General features: G+C 68.9%; 5 protein-coding genes. 4 read left to right on the forward strand and 1 reads right to left on the reverse strand.

What is annotated here, in order from left to right:
• Positions 1–55 precede the first annotated feature (55 nt).
• Complete coding sequence (locus H1R19_RS13720; protein ID WP_188327980.1) at positions 56–754, forward strand: MBL fold metallo-hydrolase; 699 nt, start codon at positions 56–58, stop codon at positions 752–754.
• A 4-nt stretch (positions 755–758) separates the two neighbouring features.
• Here the strand turns inward: H1R19_RS13720 and H1R19_RS13725 are convergent, their stop codons facing one another.
• Positions 759–1,151: a hypothetical protein gene (locus tag H1R19_RS13725; protein ID WP_188327979.1), complete on the reverse strand. Its 393-nt coding sequence runs from the start codon at positions 1,149–1,151 to the stop codon at positions 759–761.
• 483 nt (positions 1,152–1,634) lie between these two features.
• Between H1R19_RS13725 and H1R19_RS13730 the strand changes: the two genes are divergently transcribed.
• The 3 genes from H1R19_RS13730 to H1R19_RS13740 all read left to right on the forward strand — a co-directional run bounded on the left by H1R19_RS13730 (position 1,635) and on the right by H1R19_RS13740 (position 5,927).
• Positions 1,635–2,783, forward strand: coding sequence for a DoxX family protein (locus H1R19_RS13730; protein ID WP_219849316.1), 1,149 nt, complete (start codon positions 1,635–1,637; stop codon positions 2,781–2,783).
• Between the two features lie 106 nt (positions 2,784–2,889).
• A complete protein-coding gene (locus H1R19_RS13735) occupies positions 2,890–3,564 on the forward strand; it encodes a hypothetical protein (RefSeq protein WP_219849317.1) in 675 nt (224 codons plus the stop codon).
• Entirely contained in the window at positions 3,561–5,927 is a 2,367-nt protein-coding gene (locus H1R19_RS13740) for a HelD family protein (RefSeq protein WP_219849318.1), read from the forward strand. The genes H1R19_RS13735 and H1R19_RS13740 overlap by 4 nt, the downstream gene beginning before the upstream one ends.
• Positions 5,928–5,963: the final 36 nt, after the last annotated feature.

Raw genomic sequence — 5,963 nt, forward strand, 5'->3', positions numbered from 1 at the left:
ACCGATGGTCACGACCGTCACACTCCGACGCTGACGTTTGTCATAGCCTGACCGCATGACTTCCGCAGCGACACCGATCACCGACACTTACACCGGCGACCTCTCCGAGTCGAAGACACCGCAGCGGCGCACGCTCTCGTCGGCGACCATCGTCAAACTGTCCGTGGGACCCATGGACAACAACGTGTACGTCGTGACGTCACGCGCCACCGGGGACCAGCTGATCATCGACGCCGCGAACGACGCCGACACGATCACCGCGGTGCTGCAGTCGATCGAGGGCACGCCGAAGCTGATCTTCACCACCCACCAGCACTTCGACCACTGGCAGGCGCTGGCCGCCGTCGCCGAGTTCACCGGCGTCCCGACCGCGGCCGGCCGCCTCGACGCCGGCGAGCTGCCCGTCACCCCGGACCGGCTCGTCGACGACGGCGACACCATCGAGATCGGGGACCTCAGCTTCGAGGCGATCCACCTCGCCGGCCACACCCCCGGTTCGATCGCGCTGGCCCTCACCGATGTCGATGCCGACGGCCGGTCGATCGTTCACCTGTTCACCGGCGACTGCCTGTTCCCCGGCGGCATCGGCAAGACCTGGAAACCAGAGGACTTCGACACCCTGATCGACGACGTCTCGACCAAGCTCTTCGACAGGTTCGACGACTCCACCGTCGTCTACCCCGGGCACGGCACCGACACCACCCTCGGCGCCGAGCGGGCCTCACTCCCGGAGTGGCGCGAACGTCGCTGGTGACGCTTCAGAAAGTCCGGACCGCCTGCAGACTCACGAACACCCCGCGCCCGGTGCGGTCGTTGGTGAAGGTCGTACCGTCGAAGCCCGCGACGATGGTCCAACCTGCGGCACTGTAGGTGGCGTAGTCCATCAGGACCGTGGGTGCGTCGCCGAGGTTGCCCTGCGCCCAGGTGGTCTGGCCGTCGGCGCTCACGCGAAACGAGGTGAACCGCTGTCCGGTCCGGTCAGTGGGCCATCCGGTGGCGGCCCCGGACTCACAGATCACCGCCGCGGCGTCGACCATGCACTTCGTGAGCCCCGACTTCGTCCTGACGGTGACATAGCCCGTCCCGTTCGGAGCGAGCACTTGTGGGCCTGACGCGGCGGGCGGGGCAGCGGGCGGCGGTGTGTGCGTCACGGTCGGGATGGTCTGTGTGGCTTCTGCCGTCACCGTCACAGTCACCGCACTCACAGACTCGGCTGCGGGCGGCGCAGACGAACCGCAGGCCGTTGAAGTCAGAACGCCGACTGCGACCGCGCAGCTCCCGAATACGACCAGTCCCCTGCGTCTACGCACGAGACGGATGCTGCCACAGAGGTCGCGGTCCCGCCGCGCGGGCGACGACGCCGAGCGTGGTGGGCACGATCTCGGCGGTGATCGCACCCGAGGGGCTTCACTCCCGACCGGCGCGACGTCCCGGTAACGGGCGGGCTATGTTTGGCGCGCTCGTCCACGGGCACATATGGATACGTGATCAACGGGTTGTCACGTCGGAAATCGGCAGTGGAACCCATATTCACCTGTACATTTCGCGGGACCGGGTAGCGTTGAACGAGCCAAGAAGCGCGCTCCACCCCGACGGATCTCGAAACCGCACTCGACTGAAAAAGGTTGTGACCGATGATTCTCCGCCGTATCGCCCGCCCGCTCCTCGCCTCGGCGTTCGTCGCCAGTGGCGTCGACGCCATCCGGAGCCCCAAACCGATCGCGCAGTCCGCGGAACCGGTGGTGGACAAGGCCCGCTCGTCGCTTCCCCCGGAGGTCGCCGGCCGGATCCCGGAGAACACCGAGACGCTGGTGCAGATCAACGCGGCGGCCCAGATCGGCGGCGGAATCCTCCTCGCGACCGGCAAGTTCCCGCGCGTCGCCTCGGTGGTGCTGGCCGGCACGCTGATCCCGACCACTGCGGCGGGCACCGACTTCTGGAACGAGGCCGATCCGGTCCGCCAGAAGGCGCAGCGTGACGCCTTCATCAGGAACATGGGTCTCCTGGGTGGTGTGCTGCTGGCCGCGGTCGACACCGAGGGCAAGCCGTCGCTCGTCTGGCGCGGTCGGCACAAGGCCTCGGCTGTTGCCGCGGCACTCCCGATCGGCGCCGCCGCCGGGTCGTCGACCTGGGACACCATCGTCGAACGCACCCACGACGGCGCCGAGGTCGTCGGTGAGCGTTCCGCCGAAGCCGGGGAGCTGCTGAGCAAGGGCGCCCATCTGGTCTCGGAACGGTCAGCGGACGCTGCGGCGAAGTTCCGTGAGCACGCTCCGGAAATCGCCGAGGCCGCGCAGAAGCGATCCCTGGAAATCGCCGAAAAGGCCGCCGGCACCGCCGCGGAGGTGGCCGACCGTCTTCGCGACCGCGCACCGGTGCTGGCCGACGCGGCACTCGAGCGTTCGTCGACGCTGGCCGACGCTGCCCTCGGCCGTTCGTCGGAACTCGCCGAGACCGCCCGCAAGCGCGGACCGAAGCTCGCCAAGAAGGCACAGAAGCGCGCCGAGAAGGCACAGAAGCAGGCGAAGAAGAACGCGCCGAAGATCGCCGACGCCGCCCGGGATCGCGCCGCCGAACTCGCCGAAGCCGCCCGCGAGCGGTCCGCGGACGCCCGCAAGCGTGCGCCGCTGCTCGCCGATGTCGCGCGGGATCGTACCGCGGAGCTCGCCGAGATCGCCCGGGCACGCTCGGCCGAGTTGGCCGAGACGGCACGCCAGCTCGCCGCGGTGGCCGAGGAGACCGCGGACGAGAGCCGCAAGCGCCTGCGCAAGGCACGTCGCTAGATTCTGCGGAAATCAACCCGCACGATCGCCTGATGCGAGCACGACCCTGATCACGGCCACCGATCTCTCAACGGACGCGGCGCACCCGCCCGAGGACTACCCCTGGGTGCCCGCGTCCGTTGTGGTCGACGGAGGCCGGCAGGAGTCGTGGACACCTCCAGCGCCCGACGCGCGCCTGGTGGTCGCTGTCGGCTCGAACGCCGCACCGGACGTGCTGCGTCGCAAACTCCGACATCTCCCCGCCGCAGCCCCCACCCGGCTAGTCCGCGTTCGCGTCACCAACATCACAGTGGGCCATTCTGCGCATGTCGCGGCCCGCGGTTACGTCCCCGCCGCACCCGTCTTCGCTGGTCAGACCTCCCTGGTCACCATCGCGGCGTGGCTCACCCCGGCCCAGGCCGAGGCACTCGACGCCACCGAACCCAACTACGATCGACGGACAGTGAATACGCACGACCACCCCCTCATCCCCGTCGGCCCGCCACATCCCGGCGGCGCCCTCGTCGCCCTGCCGGACGAGTTCGACATGTATGTGTCGCGTCACGGCGTCCTCGCCGATCCCATGACTCACACGACCCTGCCCTTCGGTCCGCAGAGCCGCATCCTCGGCTGGCTACACGACCGCCTCCGCCACGCCGCACTGTCCGGGCCGGCGGCTCAGGTGTGTGCGCAGCTGGCCACCGGCGGTAACGCCGCGTCTATGACCGCTCGGATCCACGACGCGGGTCTGGCCCGCCGTGCCTGGACCGGGGACCGGTATGCCGGCGGAGGTGGCCTGTGACCGCACTCTCCTCCGACACCGATCCGCGGATCACCGAGGAACAGGAACACCTCGATCGGGTGTACGGCCGCCTCGACCGGATGCGGCAGACCGCGCAACGCAGGTTGTCCACGACGCTCAGCGAACGCGGGGGCACACCCCAGGCACGGTCCGAGCGCGAGTCCTACGAGCGGATGTACAACGAGGACCTCGCGAAGTTCGATGCCGCGGAACACAATCTGTACTTCGGTCGCCTCGATCTCGACGACGGCGAGGTCCGCCGCATCGGGCGCATCGGTGTCCTCGACGACGGCTTCGGAGCCGACGGTGCGCTCGACGACTCGGCGACCGACGCCACGCTGCTGCTGGACTGGCGCGCACCGCTGGCCCGCCCCTTCTACCTCGCGACCCCCGCGGCACCCGAGGAGGTGGCCCGTCGCCGTCACATCCGCACGCGTAGTCGCAAGGTGCGCGGCATCAGCGACGAATCGCTGACCGACGGCGAGGCGATCCTCGACGACTTCGGTCACGGAGACGTGGTCAACGAGTCGGCGCTCGTCGCCGCGCTCAACGCGGCGCGTACCGGCGAGATGACCGACATCGTCGAGACCATCCAGCGCGAGCAGGACCTCATCATCCGGTCGACGCATCGCGGCGTCACCGTCATCCAGGGCGGCCCGGGCACCGGCAAGACCGCCGTCGCGCTGCACCGCGCGGCCTACCTGCTCTACACGCACCGTGAGATCCTCTCCCGCAGTGGCATTCTCATCATCGGCCCGAACGACGACTTCTTGAGCTACATCGGCCAGGTGTTGCCCTCACTCGGCGAGTCGGGTGTGCTCCTGTCCACGATCGGCGACCTGTTCCCCGGCGTGCGGGCAGGCGCCGACGACCCGCGTACCACGGCAGCGGTCAAGGGCGGACTGCGGATGGTCGACGTCCTCAAACGCGCTGTCCGGGCCCAACAATCGCTGCCATCTCGTCCCGAGACGGTCGATTTCGACAGCTATCGGGTGGAGATCGACTCCACCCTCGTCAAGAGCGCCCGGGCACGGGCGCGTGCCACCCGCCGCCCACACAACCTGTCCCAGAACACCTTCCTCAAGGCGGGTCTCGCCGAACTCGCCGCGCGGCACGCCGCGACCATCGGGTCGAGCCTGCTCGACGGATCGCAGCTGCTGAGTCCCGCCGACATCTCCGACATCCGCGACGACATGAGCCGCGACCCGGACATCCGTGCGGCGCTTCTCCGCTACTGGCCGACCCTGACGCCGCAGGACATGCTCCGCGACCTGCTCACCGACGAACGCGCTATCCGCAAGGCCACGACCGGCTGGTCCGACGCCGACCGCGCCGCCCTGTTGCGTTCGCCTCGGCCGCGGTCGGGCACCGGCGAGGACTTCTCCCCCGCCGACGTTCCGCTGCTCGACGAGCTCGCCGAGCTCATCGGATACGGAACCGACGAGGCCGAACGCGCCGAACGCGCCCGATGGCGCCGCCAGCTGGCCGACGCCCAGGACGCTCTGGACATCCTGACCGGTTCGGCCCCACAGGATCTCGAAGACGAGCTCGACCCCGAGATCCTGATGGCCTACGACCTGATCGACGCCGAACAGCTGGCGTCGCGCCAGACCGAGACGCGTCGGGCCACCACCGCCGAACGCGCGTACGGCGACCGCACCTGGACGTTCGGTCACGTGATCGTCGACGAGGCGCAGGAGTTGTCGGCGATGGCATGGCGAATGGTGATGCGGCGCATCCCCAATCGGTGGATGACCATCATCGGTGACACCGCCCAGACCTCCGACGAGGCGGGCACCCGATCGTGGGGAGATGTGCTCGAGCCGTACGTCGCCCAGCGCTGGCAGTTCAAGGAGCTGTCGGTGAACTATCGGACCCCGAGCGAGATCATGGAGTACGCCGCCCGGGTACTCGACGAGATCGGCAACGGCGAGAAGGCTCCGACGTCGTTGCGCAGCAACGGAATCGAGCCGGTGGCCATCCGCGTCGGACACGATGCCGACGCCGGCACGATCGCCGCCGGGATGCTGCGTGCCGTCGAACTCGCCGAACCGCAGGGTCTGACAGCCGTCGTCGTGCCTGATGCGTTGCACGAGACCCTCGCTGCAGCAGTCGATCCCGTCCTGTTCGAGGCGAAGGCACTCGATCCGCCGAAGGTCTACACCGTACGGAGTTGCAAGGGTCTCGAGTTCGACACCACGATCGTGGTCGAACCGGCCGCGATCGTCGCGGAGTCCTCACGCGGGTACAGCGACCTGTATGTGGCCCTGACCCGTGCGACCCAGCGGCTCGTCGTTGTGCACAGCGAACCGCTACCGGAGGCGCTCGCGGATCTTCCGACCGTCGAATCCGCCACGGACTGAGGGTTTCCCACCCTGCCGCTCGTCGGGCGGATCCCC

It is taken from the genome of Gordonia jinghuaiqii (assembly GCF_014041935.1).
In the GTDB taxonomy this organism is placed as follows: Bacteria; Actinomycetota; Actinomycetes; order Mycobacteriales; family Mycobacteriaceae; genus Gordonia; species Gordonia jinghuaiqii.

Coding starts and splice junctions, on each gene's coding strand:
- H1R19_RS13720 (WP_188327980.1), top strand. CDS start 56: ATGACTTCCGCAGCGACACCGATCACCGACACTTACACCGGCGACCTC.
- H1R19_RS13730 (WP_219849316.1), top strand. CDS start 1,635: ATGATTCTCCGCCGTATCGCCCGCCCGCTCCTCGCCTCGGCGTTCGTC.